The 19990-nt window shown below is 50.9% G+C and carries 21 protein-coding genes and 1 riboswitch; of the genes, 14 read left to right on the plus strand and 7 right to left on the minus strand.

Features of this window, described 5'->3' with window-relative positions; translation table 11 throughout:
- Positions 1–212 precede the first annotated feature (212 nt).
- Positions 213–1361 carry an APC family permease gene (locus ACXJJX_RS09085; RefSeq protein WP_456434277.1) on the minus strand — a complete coding sequence of 383 codons (1149 nt, stop codon included), beginning with the start codon at positions 1359–1361 and terminating at the stop codon, positions 213–215.
- Positions 1362–1472: 111 nt separating this feature from the next.
- Between ACXJJX_RS09085 and ACXJJX_RS09090 the strand changes: the two genes are divergently transcribed.
- A complete protein-coding gene (locus ACXJJX_RS09090) occupies positions 1473–1907 on the plus strand; it encodes a Mut7-C RNAse domain-containing protein (RefSeq protein ID WP_456434278.1) in 435 nt (144 codons plus the stop codon).
- Here ACXJJX_RS09090 and ACXJJX_RS09095 read toward each other — a convergent pair.
- Both ACXJJX_RS09095 and ACXJJX_RS09100 read right to left on the minus strand, forming a co-directional pair.
- On the minus strand, positions 1895–3004 hold the full coding sequence (locus ACXJJX_RS09095; protein ID WP_456434279.1) for a sensor histidine kinase: 1110 nt from the start codon (positions 3002–3004) through the stop codon (positions 1895–1897). The two genes, ACXJJX_RS09090 and ACXJJX_RS09095, sit on opposite strands and share 13 nt — an antisense overlap.
- Positions 3001–3450 (minus strand): hypothetical protein, encoded by a 450-nt coding sequence (locus tag ACXJJX_RS09100; protein WP_456434280.1) that lies wholly within the window; start codon positions 3448–3450, stop codon positions 3001–3003. Before ACXJJX_RS09100 ends, ACXJJX_RS09095 begins: the two co-directional genes overlap by 4 nt.
- A gap of 98 nt (positions 3451–3548) precedes the next feature.
- Positions 3549–3766, plus strand: a riboswitch (cobalamin riboswitch).
- A gap of 141 nt (positions 3767–3907) precedes the next feature.
- On the opposite strand from ACXJJX_RS09100, the gene ACXJJX_RS09105 reads away from it, so the two are divergent.
- From ACXJJX_RS09105 to ACXJJX_RS09135, 7 genes are all read left to right on the plus strand, one after another.
- Positions 3908–5272, plus strand: a complete 1365-nt coding sequence (locus tag ACXJJX_RS09105) for a toxin-antitoxin system YwqK family antitoxin (RefSeq protein WP_456434281.1) — start codon at positions 3908–3910, stop codon at positions 5270–5272.
- Positions 5269–5892: a MotA/TolQ/ExbB proton channel family protein gene (locus tag ACXJJX_RS09110; protein WP_456434282.1), complete on the plus strand. Its 624-nt coding sequence runs from the start codon at positions 5269–5271 to the stop codon at positions 5890–5892. Before ACXJJX_RS09105 ends, ACXJJX_RS09110 begins: the two co-directional genes overlap by 4 nt.
- Positions 5879–6289 (plus strand): ExbD/TolR family protein, encoded by a 411-nt coding sequence (locus tag ACXJJX_RS09115; RefSeq protein ID WP_456434283.1) that lies wholly within the window; start codon positions 5879–5881, stop codon positions 6287–6289. The genes ACXJJX_RS09110 and ACXJJX_RS09115 overlap by 14 nt, the downstream gene beginning before the upstream one ends.
- On the plus strand, positions 6286–6981 hold the full coding sequence (locus tag ACXJJX_RS09120) for a TonB family protein (protein ID WP_456434284.1): 696 nt from the start codon (positions 6286–6288) through the stop codon (positions 6979–6981). The genes ACXJJX_RS09115 and ACXJJX_RS09120 overlap by 4 nt, the downstream gene beginning before the upstream one ends.
- Before the next feature lie 41 nt (positions 6982–7022).
- A complete protein-coding gene (locus ACXJJX_RS09125; protein ID WP_456434285.1) occupies positions 7023–7550 on the plus strand; it encodes a (Fe-S)-binding protein in 528 nt (175 codons plus the stop codon).
- Between the two features lie 64 nt (positions 7551–7614).
- Complete coding sequence (locus ACXJJX_RS09130) at positions 7615–9498, plus strand: ASKHA domain-containing protein (RefSeq protein ID WP_456434286.1); 1884 nt, start codon at positions 7615–7617, stop codon at positions 9496–9498.
- Between the two features lie 10 nt (positions 9499–9508).
- Positions 9509–10249 carry a purine nucleoside phosphorylase YfiH/LACC1 family protein gene (locus ACXJJX_RS09135; protein WP_456434287.1) on the plus strand — a complete coding sequence of 247 codons (741 nt, stop codon included), beginning with the start codon at positions 9509–9511 and terminating at the stop codon, positions 10247–10249.
- Here the strand turns inward: ACXJJX_RS09135 and ACXJJX_RS09140 are convergent.
- Complete coding sequence (locus ACXJJX_RS09140; RefSeq protein WP_456434288.1) at positions 10195–11610, minus strand: cytochrome c3 family protein; 1416 nt, start codon at positions 11608–11610, stop codon at positions 10195–10197. The genes ACXJJX_RS09135 and ACXJJX_RS09140 overlap by 55 nt on opposite strands.
- A complete protein-coding gene (locus ACXJJX_RS09145; RefSeq protein WP_456434289.1) occupies positions 11610–12428 on the minus strand; it encodes a 50S ribosomal protein L11 methyltransferase in 819 nt (272 codons plus the stop codon). Before ACXJJX_RS09145 ends, ACXJJX_RS09140 begins: the two co-directional genes overlap by 1 nt.
- Before the next feature lie 237 nt (positions 12429–12665).
- On the opposite strand from ACXJJX_RS09145, the gene ACXJJX_RS09150 reads away from it, so the two are divergent.
- From ACXJJX_RS09150 to ACXJJX_RS09175, 6 genes are read left to right on the plus strand one after another with little or no spacing between them, the layout of a single operon-like run.
- Positions 12666–14105, plus strand: coding sequence for an alginate export family protein (locus tag ACXJJX_RS09150; RefSeq protein WP_456434290.1), 1440 nt, complete (start codon positions 12666–12668; stop codon positions 14103–14105).
- A gap of 60 nt (positions 14106–14165) precedes the next feature.
- Positions 14166–14549, plus strand: a complete 384-nt coding sequence (locus ACXJJX_RS09155; RefSeq protein ID WP_456434291.1) for a cytochrome c3 family protein — start codon at positions 14166–14168, stop codon at positions 14547–14549.
- A 16-nt stretch (positions 14550–14565) separates the two neighbouring features.
- Positions 14566–16965 (plus strand): molybdopterin oxidoreductase family protein, encoded by a 2400-nt coding sequence (locus ACXJJX_RS09160; RefSeq protein ID WP_456434292.1) that lies wholly within the window; start codon positions 14566–14568, stop codon positions 16963–16965.
- 49 nt (positions 16966–17014) lie between these two features.
- A complete protein-coding gene (locus ACXJJX_RS09165) occupies positions 17015–17308 on the plus strand; it encodes a chaperone NapD (protein ID WP_456434293.1) in 294 nt (97 codons plus the stop codon).
- A 37-nt stretch (positions 17309–17345) separates the two neighbouring features.
- The gene (locus tag ACXJJX_RS09170) at positions 17346–17879 is read left to right on the plus strand and encodes a 4Fe-4S dicluster domain-containing protein (protein WP_456434294.1); all 534 of its coding nucleotides are present in this window, start codon (positions 17346–17348) and stop codon (positions 17877–17879) included.
- Positions 17873–18727 (plus strand): 4Fe-4S binding protein, encoded by an 855-nt coding sequence (locus ACXJJX_RS09175; RefSeq protein ID WP_456434295.1) that lies wholly within the window; start codon positions 17873–17875, stop codon positions 18725–18727. Before ACXJJX_RS09170 ends, ACXJJX_RS09175 begins: the two co-directional genes overlap by 7 nt.
- On the opposite strand, the gene ACXJJX_RS09180 is transcribed toward ACXJJX_RS09175, so the two are convergent.
- Positions 18663–19376 carry a response regulator transcription factor gene (locus ACXJJX_RS09180; RefSeq protein ID WP_456434296.1) on the minus strand — a complete coding sequence of 238 codons (714 nt, stop codon included), beginning with the start codon at positions 19374–19376 and terminating at the stop codon, positions 18663–18665. The genes ACXJJX_RS09175 and ACXJJX_RS09180 overlap by 65 nt on opposite strands.
- On the minus strand, positions 19369–19990 hold a 622-nt coding region (locus tag ACXJJX_RS09185), incomplete at its 5' end, for a sensor histidine kinase (protein ID WP_456434297.1). The genes ACXJJX_RS09185 and ACXJJX_RS09180, both read right to left, overlap by 8 nt.

Below are 19990 nucleotides of genomic sequence, written 5' to 3' on the forward strand. Positions count from 1 at the left end.
AGCTCGAATTATCTCCTGGAGGTGATCCTCAAAATGGCGGAGAAAAACCTCTTTTTCGCGCAGACGCCAATCTATAAACTCGGCAAGACGCCTTTTGGTCACCAAGCGGTAGATGAACTCAAAAATCAAGGTGGCCCCTAAAACCACGGCCGAGGAAAGAAGATTGGCGGAGTTGGTCCGCAGATCGTGGACAATGAGAACTACCGCCGAAATTAGGCACCCCCGGCTCCCAGAGCGGCCAAAAATCGATTGGCCTTGGTCTGGCTAGCTAATTTAAGGTTAGCCAGATTAACTACGCCAAAAACTAACAAAAAACCGATGCTTCCAGCTACAGAAATATTCTCCAGGTCAAAGACCATAGCAGCCACCACCGTCAAGGCTCCTAAGATGAGCAGACCTTCATAGGCCCCGTGCCAAATCTTTCGAGAAAATATTCGCGGGAGCTCGCCATATCTGGCCACTAGATAGCTGATCCGGGCCGTACCATAAAGGGTCGCATTGATGGCTGAAGCAGTCGAAAGCAAGGCCGCCACTCCAATAAGCCCAAAACCAAAGCGCCCCAAAAACGGCCGAGCGGCCTCGGCTAAAACGTAGTCCTTGGCCTTAGCCACCTGGCGGGGATCAAGATTGCCCACGGCCATCAGGGCCACAAGTACATAAATAAAGATGACGAAGATCACCGCTCCATAGAAAGCCCGCGGGAGGGTCTTATCAGGATCCCGGACATCATGGGCTGTGTTGGCAATAAGTTCAAAGCCTTCGTAAGCCAAAAAGATGATCAGTCCTCCGCTAAAGATATGAAGAAAAGGGGGATAACTCGCGGGAGAAAGACGAGAGATCTTTAAGGTCAGAAGGCCAAGACCGGAGAAGAAGAGAAGGATCAGGACCTTGAAGGCCACCATAAAATCCTCGGCCTTCCCCACTACATAAGCTCCTAAAAGATTCAACCCGGTAAACAGGCCGATGATCCCCACGGTAAGGGCTTTTTTCAGGCCAGGATCCTCTATGCCCCTGATAACAACGGCCCCGTAACTGCCAAAGGCATAAGCATAAAGGGAGAGCATGATCACATAGCTGGCCAGCAGGAGGGTGTTCAGCCAGGCCGGAAGCACCCCAGCCCCAAAGGCCCGGACGATAAATTCGATAGTTCCTCCCTCGCTGGGGAAACGGATAGCTAGTTTAGCATAAGAGTAGGCAGTAATCAGGGCCAAAAGCCCAGGAATCAGAAAGGCCAGCGGCGCTGCTCCGTAGGCCATAAGCACGGTAAGGCCCAAGACTGCAAATATACCGCCCCCGATCATGCCTCCCACACCGATAGCCAAGGCCTCTAGGAGGCCTATCCTTTTCTGCCCCACTTCCATCCTCCCTGTCCTGGCTTTTCCTCAGAGGAGTTTTTATCTTACTTCTAATCAGAAGGCGAAGGCCAAACTTATTTATTTTATTTATTGATGGATCAAACAAGTCGCCTTTCAATGGCCACCAGCTCAAGAATCCTCCTTTCCGGAGACAAGACCATCGGCCGGCTGATAAAGTGGCTCCGGGCCCTGGGATTAGATGTTCCTCTGCTCGAGGGACCAAGCCCTGGGCGCCTTTTCCTGACCAGAAAGCGTTCCTTAGCCGGAAAGAAAAACGTCTTTTTAATCACAGCCGATAGACTTGATGACCAACTTAAAGAGATCTTCTTAAGACTACCCGACTTGAAGAGAGAAATCCGACCTTTCAGTCGTTGTCTGCGCTGCAACGAATCTTTAAGGCCTGTAGCTAGGGAAGAAGTCTTTGGCCGGGTGCCAGACTATATCTTCGAGACCCAGAAAGATTTTTCTCTCTGTCCCCGCTGTCAGAGGATATACTGGCTAGGTAGCCACCGACAGCGGATGGAAGAACGACTCCGCCCCTATCTTTTCTGAATGGATTCAGAATCAAGCTCCCTTAAATGGGTGGGGAAGGCCATAACTACCTCGGTTCCCTTTCCTGGATCGCTTCGGATCTCGATGCGCCCCCGGTGTTCTCTGACTATCTGGCGCACATAGGGAAGCCCCAGGCCCGTACCCCTTTCTTTAGTAGAGTAAAAAGGTTCAAAGATATGGGCCATGACTTCCTTGGGAATACCCCGACCGGTATCTTTGATAGAGACAAAGAGCCGACCATTATCAATCCCGGTCTGGATCCTAATCTCTCCCCCCACCGGGGTAGCCTCGATGGCATTTCGGATGACATGGATCAAGGCAACCTTGATCAGACGAGCATTACCCTTAAAATGCAGGGGCTCAGGGGAGATGACTAGGTTTAATAAGAGACCTTTTTCCTCTATCTCCGGGCGAATTATCTCTACCGCAGATTTAACCAACTCATTAAGTTCTACGGTCTCGAAGAAATAAGATCTCTTGGACATTAAGTCTTCAAACTCCTTGACCAGAGCCTCAAGTCGTTGGGCCTGTTCGAAAATCTTTTCCATACGGGAATGGTTGGGATCATCTGGAGGGATATCTTTGAGAATCCGGCGAACCAATCCCCCGATTACCATGGCTGGATTCCTAACCTTGTGGGCAATCCTTAAGGCCAGCTCGGCTGTAGTCCGTTCAAAGACTATGGCCTCCAAATCTTGGTTTAGCTGGAGAAGGTCAAGGCTGATCTTTTCTATTTTTTGACGATCTTCAACCATGCGCAGAAAGATGGCCTGTATACGATGGAAAAAAAGTGTCACCGCTCCAATGAGAACAAAGGCCATACTGTTAAATCCCCCTACTACCGGAGAAAGACGAATCCAGAGGTGTTCGTGGCCGCTGAATAAAAGAGCATACTTCAAAAGGTGCCCTCCGGCCCTAGAGACAGAAAAGGCAAACAGGACCCAAGCAATCCAGAGGAGATAGTTGTAACGGATGTTTTCCTCATCAGAGAAGTAGATCTCATAGGCCCGAGAAAGGGCCAAAGTGGCCAGGATGACCACCAAGGCCGAGGTAATGATGTCAAAACTATGGACAGGGAAAAGGGAGATAGTCTTCAAGGCCTTGCCTCAGAGCGGATTTTTTGGGCCATTCCATCAAGGCCCCGGTAAAAAAGCCAAAAGATGATCACCAAAAAGAGATTGTCCCAGCGGGTAATAAAATATAGATAAGCCAGAGAATCTTTGAGGATCAGAAGATGTTTGGGATCAGTCTGCGGGCCAATAAAGAGGTCTTCAGGCAAAAGCTCCTCAAAGACGTGACCGGAGAAAGCCCAGAGATTCCAGAAGACGAAGACTAGGGCCATGTACATCATCTTGGCCCAGTTCGGACTACGGTGGAGCCTGAAGGAGCGAATCCGATAGGCAAAGGCGGCCATGGTAAAGGCCAAGAAGAGATGAGCCATCTGGTGAACGTAAAGGCCTTCAGGGGCCCGGTGGGTCTGGAGGGCCCATGAGGCCCCGGGATCAAGGAGCAAGAAGACAAAAACAAAGAAAACTTTTGGCATCTGAGCCTCCCTTTAGCTAGACAACTATATCAAGTCTTGGCCGCCGACAAGTTTTTGCCTAAGGGGGCCGTCTTGACACCCAAGAGCACTTAAGTATTTAATTCGGATAGACTCCAGGTGCCCGAGATCGGGTTAAACGGGAAGTCCGGTGTGAGACCGGCGCTGGCCCGCAACCGTGACCGGGGACGAAAGCTGCTAGGCCTGGAAGAGGCAAACCTTACCAGGTGACAAGCCACTGGGGTTGAAAAGCCCTGGGAAGGCGCAGCCAGTAGGTTGATCCGGAAGCCGGGAGACCGGCCTGGAGTCCCCCTGGGGTGGACTTCGGGGCTTCCTGTCCGCTCCTGGAAGAAAGTCCTCTTCACGAAGCACTTTAAAAAGCCCCAAGAAGATTTTTTAAAGGTTTGTGATTTTTTTTAATTTCGTGTTATCTTCATCCTGAAGAAATAGGGGAGGCTCAATGTGGGGGATATTTTTAATAGTTGCCTTGTCCCTGGTGTTTTTTGATCCTTCAAGGGTCTTGCCCCAGGAGGCCAAAGATTTTGTCCGAGTCATAGATGAAGACGGGGATGGCCGGCCAGATCGCTGGGAGTACTTCCAAGGGAGAGAAATCGTTCGGATAGAAAGGGATCTAAACGCCGACGGCCAGACAGACCAGATAGCCTTCTTCAAAGGAGGCCGAATCAAGAAAAAGCAAATCGACCAAGACGGAGATGGCCGCCTGGAGACCACCGTCTTTTTTGATAATCAGGGCAGAGCCTACCGGATCATCAGGCTACTTAATGATTGCCAGCAGGTCATCACCTTAGCGACAGAAGGAATAAGTAAGGAGGAGCTGCTCTGCCCGTGGTCAAGGATCATCTCTTATTATGATCCAGCGGGGGAGCTCTCCAGGATTGAAAAAGATAGCGATGGCAACCAGAGGACGGAAGAAGTCATTCTCTATCATCAGGGAAGGATCTCCAAGATCCTTAAAGATCAAGATCAAGACGGCTACTTCGAAATCACCGTAGAGATGAGTCCCGAAGGATCCAAACAAATCTCTCAAGACCAAGACCAGGACGGACATCCAGAAGCAATCTTTATCTACCGAGATAAAAAACTTACGGAGGCCCTAAAAGATACCGACGGCGACGGAATTCTGGACACAAAGATCATTTACAAAGTCGGTGCCACCGTTGGGCAGGTTCTCAAAGATCGTAACGAGGATGGTCATTTTGAAGAATCTCTCTCCTATAATCAAGGAAAGTTGCTGGCTAGAGAGGTGGATAAAGACAATAATGGTCAGCCCGACATAAAAGAACTCTATGTCCAGGGCGTCCTGAAAGAGCGTCTTATCTATTCACCCTCTGGGTGTTTGAAGGCCAGAGAATTCTACCAAAACGGAGAGCTTACCCGATTGGAGAAAGACAGCGATGGTGATGGATTCCTCGAAGAAAAGGCCTTTTACTCCCAGGGCCGGCTCCGGGAACTCTGGCGTCTTACAAAGGCCGGAAGACTTTTAGAAAAAAGGGTCTTTGATCGAAACGGAAAGCCTTTAAAGATTGAGCAGTGGCGCCCAGAAGGACACGTCATCTGGCATCTCAAGGGCCAGCTCATCCGAACTGCCGAGATAGATAGCGACAGAGACGGGATTCCGGAGGTCTGGTACGAATACCAAAAAGGCGAACTCTCTAAAGTAGCCAAGGACACCGACGGAGACGGTCATCCGGACCTCTGGGAGGAATATCATCAAGGCAAGATCTGCCAGCTTTCTCGAGACCTTGATGGAGACGGTCGGGCCGATCTTAGGGAAACTCTGGGTTCTCTGGGAGGGTCCCGATGATCGATCTTCTAACCAAGGGCGGAGTCCTTATCATCCCTATTCTCTTCTGTTCGGTCTTGGCCTTGGCCATTTTTCTCGAACGCCTCATCCGACTCTACCAAGCCCAAAGACAAGACCACCATCTGATAGAAAAAGTCTATGTGGCCATCATCCAGGGCAACATCGATCAGGCCCGTAAAGAGACCTCTCAGGAGAGAAGCTCCGTGGCCAAAATCCTGGATGAGGGGCTTTCTGTCTGTTGCAACGACCGGGAGACCATAGAAAGTGTCCTCTCCCACGCCATTGAACATGAGCTCCGGCGCCTTTCCCGTTACTTTGGCACCCTGGCCACCATCGCCAATATCACCCCGGTCATGGGGCTTTTGGGGACCGTGTTGGGGATGATCAAGGCCTTTATGGCCATAGAGCGCCTAGGGGGAAAGGTCGATGCCTCGGTCTTAGCCGGCGGGATATGGGAGGCCATGTTAACCACTGCTGTTGGACTCTCCGTAGCTCTCCCGGCGATGGTGGCCTACTCCTATCTCCGAGGACAGCTGGCCGAGCTGCAGGCAGAGATGGAAGAGGCCGCGGTTCTCTTTCTCAAGGCTTTAAAAGAGAGGGGACGGGATGCTGCGGGTTAGACGTCAAAGATTGCCCGAAGTCCAGATACCCCTTGCTGCCCTTATAGACATCGTCTTTCTCCTTCTGATCTACTTCCTCCTGACAACCAATTTTTTGGCCCAGCAGGGGATCAAGGTCCAACTACCCAAAGCCAGGGCCGCTGCCGCCCCGATGAAAAATCCAGCAACGATATTCATCAATGAAGCCGGAGAATTCTTCTGGGAGGGTCGGTCAGTAACTGAGGCCGAACTCTTAAGCCTTCTCAAAGAAGCCTTGAAGCAAGACCCAGAGAAGACAGTGATTATCAAGGCTGATCGAAGGGTCATCCTGGATGAGGCTGTCAGGGCCATGGATCTGGCCAAGGCCGCCGGGGGGAAAAGGCTTCTTTTGGCCACGCAAAGTCCCCAACAGCCATGATGGCTTTAGAGCCAGAGAGAAAAGATCATCGACTTCTCTGGGGGCTAATTTTCCTCTCTGGACTAATCCATCTCCTGGTTCTCTTGCTCTGGTCGCCCCCAACCGCCAAAAGCCCCGAAGAATACATTGAAATCGATCTGGCCCCGGCCTCCCCTGTAACCGGCCGTCTTTTGGCCCCGCCATCCCTGACTAAGGCCCTAAATGTTCCCCTAAAGGCCCCCTCCGCCCCCCCGGCACCGGCAATCCCTAACTTCGAGAAAATACCCACCATTCCAGAAATCGCTCCTAAAGACCAAATCTCACTAAAAGATATTGATCTCAATCCTCTATTTCCCCTAAAAGATGGACCAGGCTCGACTTCTCCTAAAAAGAGGAACTCCCTAAACAACCTCAAGAAAAACGGAAATTTCAGAGGATATCTGGCCCTTATCCGGAGCCGGATTGAAGCCCATAAGAGATACCCATGGTCTTCCAGGACCCGTGGTGAAGAAGGCCGGGTAAAGGTCCTTTTTGTCATCTCGACCGAGGGAAGGCTCCTTTCGCTCCGTCTGCTAGAGAGCTCCGGCTACAAGCTCCTCGATGAGGCCGCCCTTCGCGCGATAAAAAAGGCTGCCCCATTCCCCCCTCCACCACCGCCCTACAATCAGGGACCTTTAAAACTTTCTCTAAGCTTAAATTTCCAGTTGAGATGATTTTCCCTCCAAGATACTTATCTCCCTCAAGGAGGCTATCCATGGATAACAAGCTGCTCAGCCAGGTTAAACCCCGGCTTGAGGCCTCGGCCTGTCACCTTGATCGTCCCTGCTATCGGATAACCGCTACCCTTGAAAAGGATATCCGGAAGATCATGCCCTACGTCAACGCTGTCGCCAAAGTTCTTCTCTACGAACCTGAGGATCCGGTTATCATCTTTCGTCTCAAAGGCTATCGAGTAGCCCTTAGACCAGAGGAACTCACTGTGGGCACGGTCTCTGACTGGACAGAGGCCCAAAAAGCCCTGGAGACGGTTGTCTCCTTCCTCAACGACGTTTGGCAAAGACGAGAGGGGATCATTCCTGATCATCGCCCCAAAAAAAGGCCACCGGCCTTAGAGATTTACAAGTTGCTTCCGAAGACCAATTGCCGGGCCTGTGGTGAAGCAAGCTGTCTGGCTTTTGCCACCAAACTGGCCCTAGGCAGGGTAGAGCTTGGAGAGTGTCTCCCCCTTGAAGAACAACCGGAGGCCAAATCCAAGCTCCTTAGGCTTATTGGCGGCGGTTAGGTAGCCCAGATACACGGCGAGGATTTTTAGTGGAGTACCTAAGTCAGGATGTAAAGGAGGATCCATGCCAAAGATAACTTTTTTGCCAGCTCAGATAGAGATAGAGACCCGGCCAGAAGAACCCATTATCCGGGCGGCCATGAGAGCCGGGGTCCACATCAATGCCTCTTGTGGAGGAGCAGGGGTCTGCGGTAAGTGTCGGATTTTTATAGAGTCTGGCCAAGCCGAGGGAGAGATGCTTCCTGAAGGCGGCTACAAGGCCTGTGTCACCGTAGCCAAATCAGATCTGGTTGTCCGGGTCCCGATAGAGAGCCAGATGGACCGAAGGGCCCTTCAACGTCCACTGAAAAAGACGGCTGTCTCCTGGATCAAAGAGGGCCGGGCCTTAAAATGGCAGCTTGATCCGGTAGTTACCAAGGTCAATCTAGAGCTCCCCCACCCCAGCTTGTCAGATAATGCTAGCGACCTCAGCCGCCTTCTCCGGGAGCTCAAGGCGACTCTGGGAACAGAAAACATCTTTTTGGACCCCAGAATACTCAAAAAACTCCCCTACTCTTTACGAGAGCAGGCCTTCAGATGTACGGTTTCTCTTTTTCAACCGGCCCCAGAAGACTCTCCCCTTGTCTTTGGTGTTGAAGCTGGAGATGGCCCAAGAGCCCTGGCTGTGGCCATTGATATCGGAACAACCACTGTCTGCGGAGAGTTAATCGACCTTATCTCCGGGAAGGTCCTAGCCAACCTCTCTGACTACAACCCACAGGTCTCTTATGGGGAGGACATCATCAGCCGGATCGAGTTTGCCAGAAAGGAAGGGGGACTGAGAACCCTTCATAGCCGGATCATTGAGTGCATCTCCAGACTCATCAGGGAGATGTGTCAAGAAGCTGGAGTAGGAAGCGAGGAGGTCGTTCTGGTCTCCTTGGCCGGCAATACCACCATGAGTCATTTCTTTCTTGAACTTGAACCCCGTTGGCTAAGGGAGGCCCCTTACGTCCCGGTAGCCACTATCATCCCCCCTGTAGAGGCTGAAATGGTTGGTTTGCCGGTGGCCAGGGGCACAAGAATGATCCTTGCACCTTCGGTGGCCTCCTATGTAGGAGGCGACATCGTCTCTGGGGTGGTGGCCAGCGGCATGTATCGAGAAGAGCCCCTGACGCTCTTTATCGATATCGGGACCAATGGTGAGATTGTCGTGGGCAACAAGGATTGGCTGGCCTGTGCGGCCTGTTCTGCTGGGCCAGCCTTTGAGGGCGGGGGGATCAAACACGGTATGAGGGCCACTACTGGAGCCATCGAGGCCGTCCACATTGACCCCCTAACTTTTGAGCCGATGATTCTAACCATCGGCGGCAAAAAACCCAAAGGTATCTGTGGCTCGGGTATCATCGCCCTTCTAGCCAACCTCTTTACCGAGGGAATCATCGATCGCCAAGGTAAGTTCCTCCGGAACCTAGATCATCCCCGGGTGCGCCAGGGAAGAGATGGTTGGGAATACGTTCTGGTCTTCTCCGGAGATTCGGCCACTGGAGAGGACATCGTCTTTACAGAGGCCGATATCGACAATCTCATCCGGGCCAAGGGGGCCATGTATGCCGGATACCTAACCCTTCTTGAGTCCGTAGGGTTGACCATTGACATGGTTGAAAGAGTCCTTTTAGCTGGCAATTTCGGTAGTTATCTCGACCTGGAACAGGCCATTACCATAGGTCTTCTACCAGACCTTCCCCGGGAAAGATTCTTCTTTATCGGCAACAGTTCGCTTCTCGGGGCCAAGCTTGCCGCTGTCTCCAAGGAGATTGCCGCAGATATGAGACGAGTAGCCCAGATGATGACCAACTTTGAACTCTCAGAGAATCCAAGATTTATGGATCATTATGTCTCAAGCCTCTTCCTGCCGCACACCGATTTGAACCTTTTTCCCTCGATCAAAGAGCGCCTTAACGCCTAAGGAGCCCCCGATGTCTGGCCTCTTTCTCGAAAAAAGGGGGCCCCTTCTTCTCTACCGGATTAATATGGCCCCAGGGCTTGAGATTGTTGTCAGTACCAGATTTGGCGGGGTAAGCCGGGGCCCCTACCGAGAGCTTAATCTCAGCTTCACCGTCGGGGATGATCCCCGCTGTGTCAGCAAAAATCTAGAGCTTCTCAAAGAGGCCTCAGGGATCAGTCAGGTGGCCTCAGCCCAGCAAGTCCATGGCACCAGAATAGAATTTGTCCGCTGTGAGGTGGAAGCTAAAGCGACCGATGGTCTAATTACTACCCAGGCTGGCCTAGGACTTTTGATCAAGCAGGCCGACTGCCAGGCGGTAGTCCTCTATGAAGGGAAACAGGGTGTCTTGGCCAATCTTCATTGTGGTTGGCGAGGTCTCAAAAAAGGCCTTATTGCCCGGGCGGTCTCTTTGATGAAACGTTGCTTCGGGGCTCAGCCCCCCTTAATGATAGCCTTTATCGCCCCTTCTTTGGGCCCATGCTGTGGAGAATTTCGGAACAGGGCCCTTTTGCCTCAAACTTTCTGGGCCTTGGGCTCCGGGGGAGACCATATCAATCTTTGGGCTGTGGCCCGAGAACAGCTCCTTCGTCTTGGCCTCAAACCCGCTAACATCTTTATCTCCGGGCTCTGTACCGTTTGTCGGAAAGAGTTTTTTTCTTACCGTCGCGAGGGCCTTACTGGCCGTTTTGGCACCCTGGCCTTTATGCGCTGAATAATCTCAAGGCTCCGGAAAAAGTCGGCCGGACCAATAGTATGCGGGCTATAGGGGAGAAGCCCCACCCCTTGAGACTCAAAGTTGTCAAAGAGGACATCTTCTTCTTTGTTTACATAACTCAGGTAGATCTTAAGTAGCGGACGGGCCAGAGAAAGCCTGCCTTGATCGTCCTCCACCAGGATAAACCTCTCCCAGCGCCGCTCCTTAAACCCTTTAAGCCAGAGGCCTAGGTAGTATTTATGATTGAATTTATCCTGCATATACGGTGGCGGCGGCTCGTTTGAGGTCAGTCCCTCAAGGATTAATTCTTCAACCTCACTTGATCCCTGAACAAGAAGGTCAACCCAGTCTTCATAGTCTATAGCGTCAAGCCTCAACAGATAAGTATCTTCATCCCAATAGGTAAAACTGGCATGGCAGGCTGAGCAACGGGCCCGAACGATGATCTCCTCTCGGTGAGAAGGCCGTTCCTTCATCTTCGGGATCAGATGGCGTCTTCCAGAAGAAGAGACAAAGACCAAACGACCTCCTTCTTCAACAATACCCGAAGCTCTTTGGGGCTCTTTGTGGCAGTCCAGACAGGATGGATCTTTCCCTCTTCCCATAAGGGAGCTCTGATGACAATCAATACAGCTCAGGCCAGCCTGCTGGTGAACATCCGGGGTGAGTTGAAAGTATTCCACTCCGTATGGTCTTGGAGGCGGGGCCCCGTTTCTTAAAGGGGAACGAAAGGAAGCCGGATAATCGTGATCGAAGCGACCATAATAATCCCAGCCAACAAAATTACCATAGTGGCAGTGAAGACAGGTCTCATCAGGAACCCTGCTAGTGAAACGATGATCAACCAGCTCTCCGTGGCGGTAGGTAAGATGGCAGGCCGCACAACCCGTCCCACGAGTGGTCTGAGGATAAGTATCCCCCGGATCATAGACGTGACAGCGCAGGCAGCGACGTCGCAGAAGGTCATTGACCAGGTCTTCAACATCTAGGATCTTTACTGGACGGGGAATCTCAAGAACCGAGGGCACCGGAGGAAGACCGAAGGCCTGACGGACAAGGTTGACCTCATCGGTTAAAAGATAGTGTTTTGAGGCCGTGACCTGACGGCTGGCCTCAGAATGGCAGGAAAAACAAACCCCGGCCAGACCCTTCCCCCCCAGAGCTGGCTCAGCCACCAGACCCTCATGGGCCTCATCGACCCCTGAAGCGGGGCTTTTTCCTTGATGACATTGGGTACAGGGAAGGTTGTGCGAGGCATCAAGCTCTAATGAGTGACACCCGTTACAGGTCTTCTGCCCACTAGCCACAGGCGTCAGGATGGAAAAAAATAAAAGAAGGCCCCAGAGAAAGCCGATCATCAGGACCTTTCTCCCACAAGAAGGACCCAGCCTTCCCGTTGCTCTCTCCCCACTATTTGGCAGCCAGAAGCCTCAAGACCAGCTCTGATCTCTTCCTCCATGGAGGGAACGAAACCAGAGAAGATGTAGTGCCTGGCTTGCCAGAAGGATGGCCTTTCAAAGAGCCTGAGCAAGAGCCCCCGGTAAAGATTGGCTATTATTAGATCCACCTTAGGTATCTCCTCTTCGAGGACATCACCCCTTTTGACCTCGATGTAGCCCTCAAGATGGTTACGCTCTACGTTGGCCTGACAGACCTCTACACACAAGGGATTTCGATCGATAGCCAAGACATTGACTGCCCCAAGACGGCCAGCGAGAATACTTATTAATCCCACCCCACAGCCCAGATCGGCCACCGAGGAAATGGAGGCTTTTTGCCAGAGACGGGCCAGATTTTCCAAACACATTCGGGTGGTAGGATGGGCACCGGAACCAAAAACAACACTGGGATCGTAGCGGATTAAAGGCCCAGGCCTATCCCATGACTGCCAACAGGGAACAAACCAGATCCCTCCTACCATAAAAGGGCTGAGTCCTCTTCGGCTTCCCCAATCCTCATAGGCGCTCTCCCCAGTGACCTCAAGCCTGAGCCCCAACCGGCTTGAAAGCTCGGCCACCAGTTCATCCCGCGGCGAGTGAAAGAAGACCACGGCCTGGTCTTCCTCTTCCCAGCAGCCGATAAAATCAGGATCATCAATGAGGTGGAGAGCAGGATGAAGCCGATCAAAACCGTAGATGTATAGCCTCTGATAACAACGGTGTCCGTGACGAAGCATCACCAGATATTAGTAATGAAAAAAGACCTCCCCTACAAGTAAAAGAAAAGCTTAAAGGAAAGAGGGTCTCGGACCGATTAAACCTTTGTCAGAATGAATTTTTACTCATTTGTTACAAATTTAACGCCAATTTTAGAGCATTTTGGGCTATTTTTCTCCACTGGATGCTCCCCCTTCTGGTTTTTTGGTGGAGCTTCGGCTCCACCAAAAATTTAATTCAGTCCAAGGAGGTGTTTTATGGCGGGCCATTTAGGAAAAATTCTTATCTTATGTCTTGTCTTCCTAGGGCTTATCGGGCTTAGCCTAAGGGCTTCAGCCTATACCCTTGATTCCCCTTCCAAGGTCAAGATCGACTTCCGGGAAGAAATACGCTCTGAGACCTGGGCCACCTTTGATAAAGGCACGGGAGATGATTCTTATACCTTTGTCTCCAGCAAGATGCGTCTTGGATTTGGTTTTGAGTCTCAACTGGTTGACGCCTATGCCCAGCTCCACTGGACCCAATTTTTCGGTCTTCCTGACGAAGCCGTGTTCGGCACCGGGCAACTCTATTACGGCCAGAATCCTGGAGAGGCCCAAAATCTGGGTTATGGGGCCCTCTCCCAGGCCTGGCTGAGACTCAGGTGCCCCCAGTTAAAGGGCTTGAGTCTTCGTTTAGGGCGCTTTCTCTATAGCTCCGGCCTTGAAACCATACCCCAGAACTCTACCCTCAAGTGGCTCAAAAAGGCCCGCATCTCCCAGAGACTTATTGGTCCCTTTGACTGGTCTCGAGTAGGCCGGGCCTTTGATGGATTTCAGTTAGTCTATGACCAGCCCCTTTGGAACCTTACCATTACCGCTGTCCAGCCTACGGCCGGAGGTTTTTATCTCCGCCGTGACGATCCTGAATACAATGGTAAGTCTGTCCATGATGTGGATATTTTGGCGCTAGCTGCAACCCTTAAAGACTCCTACCTCCCCGGCCTCGATGCCCAAATCTTTTATTACTATTACAATGACGAAAGAGGCCTATTCCAGGATCCGGAGATCCACTCTATTGGATCCCACCTTCTTTACACCCGAGAGATTGGTCAGGGAGTTGCGGACCTTCTCTTCTGGGGAGTTTATCAGTGGGGAGACTACTCTTCAAAAGACCACCGTGCCTATGCTCTGGCCATCGAGGGTGGCTACAAACTCAAAGAGCTACCTTGGCAGCCTTGGTTCCGAGTGGGCTATTTTTATGGCTCAGGAGACGATGACCCTAACGATAACGACCACGAGACCTTCTTTATGATGATCCCCACCTTGAGGATCTATGCTCTGACCCCCTTCTACAATCTCATGAATACCAATTACATCTTCGGACAGGTCATCCTCAAGCCCCATCAGAAGGTGGTTGTCCGGAGTGATGTCCACAGGATCTGGCTAAGCGAAGATCAGGATTACTGGTATCTAGGGTCAGGAATTACCAGGCCTGATCTTTTTGGCTATGTGCCCAAAAATTCCGGTGGAGACGACGATTTGGCCACCATGTGGGATATCTCCTTCTTTATCAAGGATCTTTACCGTTATGGCGCCCTGAATCTAGGGCTCAATCTTTATTATGGCCATGTCTGGGGAGGGGATGTCGTCGAGAATAATTACTCCCAGGGTGACGACCTCGACTTCTTCTATGTTGAGGCCGTCTTTACTTTCTAGGACATCTTTTAAGGGGTCTTGGTCCCCTTACTTTTTATCCTTATAAGGGAGGTGTGTCTGGTGAAAAATAAATTTTTTGGGGCCATTATTCTCTGCTCCTTAGTTCTTGTGGCCTGCGGGGTTAAAAATTATGAAGACCAGAGCCCAGCAGTCTCGCAGACCAAAGTCTCCGGGCATCCTGAACTCTCCGAAAACGAGAAGTTGATTGCCTGTTCAAGCTGCCATCGAGAGGTAACCCCTGAGATATACGAGCAATGGTACAATTCGGTCCATGGCCTGGATAATGTCAAGTGCTTTCAGTGCCACGGGACCTACGAAAACTTCCGGGCCATCCCTCAAGTGAGCCAATGTTCTATCTGCCATATGGATCAGTTCCGCAAGATGCCCCCGGATAAGACCTGCTGGCAGTGTCATCCTGCCCACAAGTTTTCTGTCCATAAGTAAACAAGGAGGTGTCAATATGGGCCTTTCAAGAAGAGAGTTTCTCAAAAGATGCGCTGCCCTAAGTGCTGCTTCCCTGGCAGGAATTAAGTTGCCCTTCGGGCTGGATGAAGCCCAGGCTGCCGACGCTGACCGTTGGGTCCGGGGAACCTGTCGCTTCTGTGGGGTGGGTTGCCGGGTAGAGCTCGGTCTTAAAGGAGGCCGTCCGGTAGCCATAAGAGGGGTACCAGAATCAAAGACCAATTTAGGCTATGTCTGCATGAAAGGCATGCTTTTCTACAGACTGATGAACCATCCTGATCGGCTCCAAAAACCCCTTTATCGAAGCCGAAAGGATCAACCTTTTAAGGAGATATCCTGGGATGAGGCCCTAGATATCGCTGCCAAAAAGTTCGCTCAGGCGGTTAAAAACCATGGCCCTAATGCTGTAGCCTACTACGGCTCTGGGCAGGCTCTCACTGAAGAGACCTATCTATTCCAGAAGGTCTTTAGGGCCGGATTGCGCACCAATAATGTCGAAGGCAACCCGCGGCTTTGCATGGCCAGCGCAGTAGGAGGATACATTACCTCCTTTGGAGCCGATGAACCCATTGGCTCTTATGCCGATATCGAAAAGGCCTTCTGTTTCTTCATCATCGGTAGCAACATGGCCGAGGCTCATCCGGTTCTTTTCAGGCGGATCATGCGCCGCAAACTGGATCATCCTGAGGAGGTCAAGGTCATAAACGCCGATCCTCGGGTCTCTCCCACCTCTCGAATTGCCGACATTCACCTCCAGTTTCGCCCGGGGACCGATCTGGCCCTCTTAAATGCCATGGCTTACGTAATTATTGAAGAAAAGCTATATGATGAAGATTTTATCAAGAATTATGCCTCCTTTCGGGTAGGAAAAAAGAAGAAAGAAGTTGATTTTGAGACCTATCATCGTTTTTTAGCCAATTATACCCCAGAGAAAGCTGCCCAGATATGTGGAGGGAACATCACTCCGGACAAGATCCGCCAGGTGGCCCGCTGGTTCGCCACGTCTCGGGGGACTATGAGCCTCTGGACTATGGGGATCAACCAAAGGGTCCAGGGAGTCTGGGCCAATAATCTCATTCATAATCTTCACATCCTCACCGGCCAGCTTTGTAAACCTGGAGCCGACAGCTTCTCCCTGACCGGCCAACCCAATGCCTGTGGAGGGGTCCGTGAAGGGGGTGGCCTTTGCCACATCCTGCCAGGACACCGCCCAGTGGTAAAGGATAAGCTCCGTCATGAGGTGGAACAACTTTGGGGGGTCCCCAAAGGACGAATACCCAAGAAACCGGGCTATCATACCATGGCTATGTTCCAGGCCGTAAACGAGGGCAAGATCAAGGCTATCTGGATCAATTGCACCAGTCCAGCCCAAAGCCTTCCCAACTGTGACAAATACCGGAAGGGACTAGCTCGGGAGGACGTCTTTATTGTCGTCTCCGACATCTTCCCCACCAAGACTACCGAGTTTGCCAATCTTATCCTCCCAGCGGCCTTCCACTTCGAAAAGACCGGAGTCTTTGGTTGCACCGAGAGAAGATCTCAGCTGACGGTCAAAGTCCTTGACCCTCCAGGAGAGGCCAAGCCAGAGGTCTGGATGGTCAGGGAATGGTCTTTGAGGTTGGCTAGGGAACTGGGTGATCCGGTGATTAAAAAGTGTGTGGAGCCCTTTTTGGGGCTTGATGAGGGTTACGATTTACCCAAGGCCATCTGGGATGAATACACCCAAAAGCTTACCGCCGGCCGGGACAACGACCTAAGTGGAGCTACCTATGAGGTTCTAAAGAAGCGTCCAGACGGAGTTCAGTGGCCAGCTCCCACCGAAGAGATTGCCCTAAGAGGCGGGACGTATAAAAAGTTCGTCCGTGGCCTTGATCCTCTGGCTGATGAGCACGCCAAAGACGATAAACCCTATCAGTTCTACGGTCACGCCCATCCGGATCGCAAACTTTGGATTTGGCTCAGGCCTTATAAAGGTGCTGCTGAGGAACCCGATGCCGATTACCCGTTCTATCTCTCTACAGGCCGGGTAATTGACCACTGGCATACAGCCAGCATGACCGGACGCATAACCGAGCTCATGAGGGCCAATCCCTACGCCTATGTGGAAATCAATCCCAAGGATGCCAAGAGACTAGGAATTCGCCCAGGAGACATGGTCTTGATAGAAAGCCGCCGCGGGAAAAATATATTGCCGGCCAAGATATACGAAGGCCCCATGGAAGGAATGGTTTTTGTTTATTGGTATGATCAACATGAAGACCGTCTGATAAACAAAGTCACCAAAGACGCCTTTGACCCGGGATCTAAAGAGCCGGAATTCAAGATCTGTGCTTGTCGAATAAAGAAAATATCCGGTCCTAAACCTTTAAGGCCATATCTAGCTACACTTAAGGCCTAAAATTTATAGAGAGGGGCCCTTTGGGCCCCTCTCTGCTAAGGAGCCTTTAATGCCCATAGGTGGTTTTGTGGTCAGCTGTCAGCCTGAGGCCAAAGAAAAACTGATCCAGAAGCTTTCTCAAGTCCCTGAGGCCGAGATATATGCCGATGAGGACCGAGGAGTCTTAATCCTTGTCCTTGAAAGCAAGACTTCAGAGGCTCTGGAAGAGTTGGTCAATAGAATCTCTGCCTACCCTGAAGTATTGACCATCAACCTGGCCTATCTTCACGGTGAAGATGAAGTCGAACGGATCCTTGACGGACGCCTCCGACCGCCGATCAGATGGCGGAAAGGACAGTCTTAAACGTCGCTTATTCCTCAAAGGACTGCTCTTTAGTAGCTTGGGAGCATTTTGGCCGCCTCTGGCCAAAGGATTCATCAACTCTCCAGTAGGCCTAAATCGACTTCGACCTCCAGGAGCAGTCCCGGAGGAACTTTTTGTCGGCCGGTGTATCCGCTGCGGCCGCTGCGCAGAAATCTGTCCTTATCGATCCATTGTTGTCCTTGATGTTCGTTTTGGGGTCTACGCCGGTAGCCCACTGATCTTCGTTGAAAATGTTCCCTGTTATCTTTGCATGAAATGCGTCCATGTCTGCCCCACAGATACCTTACAGAGGATCCGCCAAGAAGAAACCAGAATGGGAACAGCGGTTCTCAACCGGCGAGCCTGTATTACCTGGCAGGGCCAGACCCTCTGTCGAACCTGTTACAACGTCTGCCCGTTCAAAGAAAAGGCCATTCACCTTGACCAATTACGCCCCGTAATCGACGAAAAATATTGTGCTGGCTGTGGGTTGTGCGTCCATGGGTGTCCTCTTATCCCCAAGGCCATAAATATTGAACCCACCTACTCCTTCGGAAAACCCCAATGGTAGGACTTAAAAATACGTCTTTTTCCCTCAGATTCTGGCGCAATTTTATTCTGCTTGGTTCCTTTTTAATTATTCTAATCAATCCCCTTTTAAATTATTATTTTAATTTTAATTTTATCCAGGGATGGTACCAATCTTTAGGAATTGGCAAGCTATGGTTTGTTTCTCCCCTTGAGGGTCTAGAGAGTATCCTGGTCTCCAAGACTGTTTATCTCCCCTTGGTTATTGGAATGGCCATCCCCATCTTGGTGTCTCTCTTCCTGGGGCGGGTATTCTGTAGCTGGATTTGCCCTGTGACTTTCCTCTCAGAGTCCATCGAAAGACTATGGCGCTTTTTATCCCGCCGTAGGATCCGGGATCGTCTCATCCTGCCTCGAAGAATCTTCTGGTTCTCTCTTATCATCGAACTTTTGGTAACCATGGTCTTGGGAGCTCCGCTCTTTGTCTTTTTGTCTCCTCCGGGTCTCATTGGTCGAGAGATAATGAGGGCGGTTTTCTTCCACCGCTTAGGTCCAGAAGGGCTTATCGTTGTCTTGGTTATTCTAGGGAATCTTCTTACCAGACGGCTGTTCTGCCGTTACTTTTGCCCCTTAGGGGCCCTGCTGGCCTTTTTAGGAAGCCGGAGAAAGCTAACCATTATCCAGGACCATGGGACCTGCAAGGCCTGTAGCCGGTGTGATCAAGTCTGCCCTCTAGGGCTTTCTCCCAGCCAGGGTGAAGCCTTAAGCCCTTATTGCTGGAACTGTGGGAAGTGCCTTGAAGCCTGTCCCCGGGGAAGCCTTACTTTTAGGTGGGGTTCGAAGATTCCTTCTCCCCCGGCTCAAATCGATAACCAACTCCGGGATGGGTAATTATAAAACGGGGTTTTTCTGGATCGGGTTCGATCTTTTGCCTTAAGCGCTGGATGTGGACATCTAGGGCCCGACTCCAGGGATAGATCTCTTTATTGGGCCAAAGCTGACTACGGATGAACTCCCGGCTTAAGACTTCTCCAGGTTGAGAGACAAGGATCTCCAAAAGATCGTACTCCTTTTTGGTAAGTTTGACAGGCTTGCCATCTAGATAGACTTGCCGTTTGGCCGGAATGATCTTAAGAGGACCGAAACAGAGGACTTCTCGTTTGGAGGCTTCAAGGAGCGATCTTCGCAACCTAGCCCGAATACGAACTAGAAGTTCCAGATATTCAAAGGGCTTAGTAAGATAATCATCAGCACCACATTCAAATCCCCGCAGTTTATCAGAAAGGCTGTCTCTGGCCGTAACCATAATGATTGGAGCCTGAGTCCTTTCACGGAGAAGGCGACAGACCTTGAGGCCATCTATATCGGGAAGATTAAGATCCAGGAGGATAAGATCAGGCTGTTGACGCTCCAAAAATTCTAGGGCCTCCTGACCACAGGTTACTCCATAGACCTCAAAATTATCGAGCTCAAGTTGCCCTTTGAGAAGGGTAAGAATATCTTCCTCGTCCTCAATAATTAGGATCTGCGGTTTAGCCATCAATGCTCCTCTTGGGAAGCTCGACGTTGAAGATGATCCCCTCATGAGGGGGTTTTGAAAGCCAGATCTTTCCCCCGTGGGCCTTAACAATTCCCCAACAGATGGCCAGGCCCAACCCCATTCCCTGAGATTTGGTCCCTGATCCCCGATAGAACTTTTCAAAAATTCGGGGCCATTCCTCCTCAGGAATACCGGGGCCAAAGTCTTCTATAGAAACAGTCACTGAGGAGGGGCCATCTTTTATAGAAAGTAGGATTGGCGCCCCCTTAGGAGAAAACTTAACGGCATTGGCTAACAGGTTCAAAAATACTTGAAATATTCGTTCTTTGTCAAAGGCGAAGATAAGCGGACGTTCTGGAGCCTTGAAGACGATCCTGATCTCCTTGGCCTGGGCCAAAGGCTCCACAGTAAAAATAACATCATAGAGTAACTCGATAAGATCTCCTTCTTTCTTATTAAGTTCTACATGACCACTTTCTATCTTGGCATAATCTAAGAGATTGTTAATCATGTTGGCCAACTTTTCTGTATTTTTTTGAATGATAAACAATTGGGGATTATTTTCACCTTCTTTACGAATCAAAATATCAGTAGCAAGTTTTACAGAGGTAAGT

Source organism: Thermosulfuriphilus sp., from assembly GCF_054026695.1.

Excerpts from the sequence above, each read along its gene's own strand:
- ACXJJX_RS09085 (WP_456434277.1), bottom strand. The coding sequence starts at position 1,361 with ATGGAAGTGGGGCAGAAAAGGATAGGCCTCCTAGAGGCCTTGGCTATC.
- ACXJJX_RS09090 (WP_456434278.1), top strand. The coding sequence starts at position 1,473 with ATGGCCACCAGCTCAAGAATCCTCCTTTCCGGAGACAAGACCATCGGC.
- ACXJJX_RS09100 (WP_456434280.1), bottom strand. The coding sequence starts at position 3,450 with ATGCCAAAAGTTTTCTTTGTTTTTGTCTTCTTGCTCCTTGATCCCGGG.
- ACXJJX_RS09105 (WP_456434281.1), top strand. The coding sequence starts at position 3,908 with ATGTGGGGGATATTTTTAATAGTTGCCTTGTCCCTGGTGTTTTTTGAT.
- ACXJJX_RS09110 (WP_456434282.1), top strand. The coding sequence starts at position 5,269 with ATGATCGATCTTCTAACCAAGGGCGGAGTCCTTATCATCCCTATTCTC.
- ACXJJX_RS09115 (WP_456434283.1), top strand. The coding sequence starts at position 5,879 with ATGCTGCGGGTTAGACGTCAAAGATTGCCCGAAGTCCAGATACCCCTT.
- ACXJJX_RS09120 (WP_456434284.1), top strand. The coding sequence starts at position 6,286 with ATGATGGCTTTAGAGCCAGAGAGAAAAGATCATCGACTTCTCTGGGGG.
- ACXJJX_RS09125 (WP_456434285.1), top strand. The coding sequence starts at position 7,023 with ATGGATAACAAGCTGCTCAGCCAGGTTAAACCCCGGCTTGAGGCCTCG.
- ACXJJX_RS09130 (WP_456434286.1), top strand. The coding sequence starts at position 7,615 with ATGCCAAAGATAACTTTTTTGCCAGCTCAGATAGAGATAGAGACCCGG.
- ACXJJX_RS09135 (WP_456434287.1), top strand. The coding sequence starts at position 9,509 with ATGTCTGGCCTCTTTCTCGAAAAAAGGGGGCCCCTTCTTCTCTACCGG.
- ACXJJX_RS09140 (WP_456434288.1), bottom strand. The coding sequence starts at position 11,610 with ATGATCGGCTTTCTCTGGGGCCTTCTTTTATTTTTTTCCATCCTGACG.
- ACXJJX_RS09145 (WP_456434289.1), bottom strand. The coding sequence starts at position 12,428 with ATGCTTCGTCACGGACACCGTTGTTATCAGAGGCTATACATCTACGGT.
- ACXJJX_RS09150 (WP_456434290.1), top strand. The coding sequence starts at position 12,666 with ATGGCGGGCCATTTAGGAAAAATTCTTATCTTATGTCTTGTCTTCCTA.
- ACXJJX_RS09160 (WP_456434292.1), top strand. The coding sequence starts at position 14,566 with ATGGGCCTTTCAAGAAGAGAGTTTCTCAAAAGATGCGCTGCCCTAAGT.
- ACXJJX_RS09165 (WP_456434293.1), top strand. The coding sequence starts at position 17,015 with ATGCCCATAGGTGGTTTTGTGGTCAGCTGTCAGCCTGAGGCCAAAGAA.
- ACXJJX_RS09175 (WP_456434295.1), top strand. The coding sequence starts at position 17,873 with ATGGTAGGACTTAAAAATACGTCTTTTTCCCTCAGATTCTGGCGCAAT.
- ACXJJX_RS09180 (WP_456434296.1), bottom strand. The coding sequence starts at position 19,376 with ATGGCTAAACCGCAGATCCTAATTATTGAGGACGAGGAAGATATTCTT.